At 46.4% G+C, this 211-nt stretch carries 1 protein-coding gene; it reads right to left on the reverse strand.

What is annotated here, in order from left to right:
- A partial coding sequence (locus FD23_RS09035; protein ID WP_155515456.1) for a helix-turn-helix domain-containing protein occupies nt 1-211 on the reverse strand: 211 nt, incomplete at both ends.

Here is a 211-nt window from a genome sequence, read left to right on the forward strand (position 1 = left end):
CACTTCGAGTAGTTTCGCTTCTACACGTCCATCAACTTTGCGTTGTGCGTTATCAGAATTAACACTGCGCTTAAGCTTGATGGTGGCGTCAAGGCCTTCATTGACGAACTTTCTCACGACATTGGTGATAGTTGGCTCACTGATTCCATGATCTGAAGCGCACTGCTTGTAGGTCTTAACTGGCGGGTGATTGGCATCCATGTCTTTAAGA

The organism is Lactobacillus delbrueckii subsp. delbrueckii DSM 20074 = JCM 1012 (assembly GCF_001433875.1).
GTDB classification, from domain to species: Bacteria; Bacillota; Bacilli; order Lactobacillales; family Lactobacillaceae; genus Lactobacillus; species Lactobacillus delbrueckii.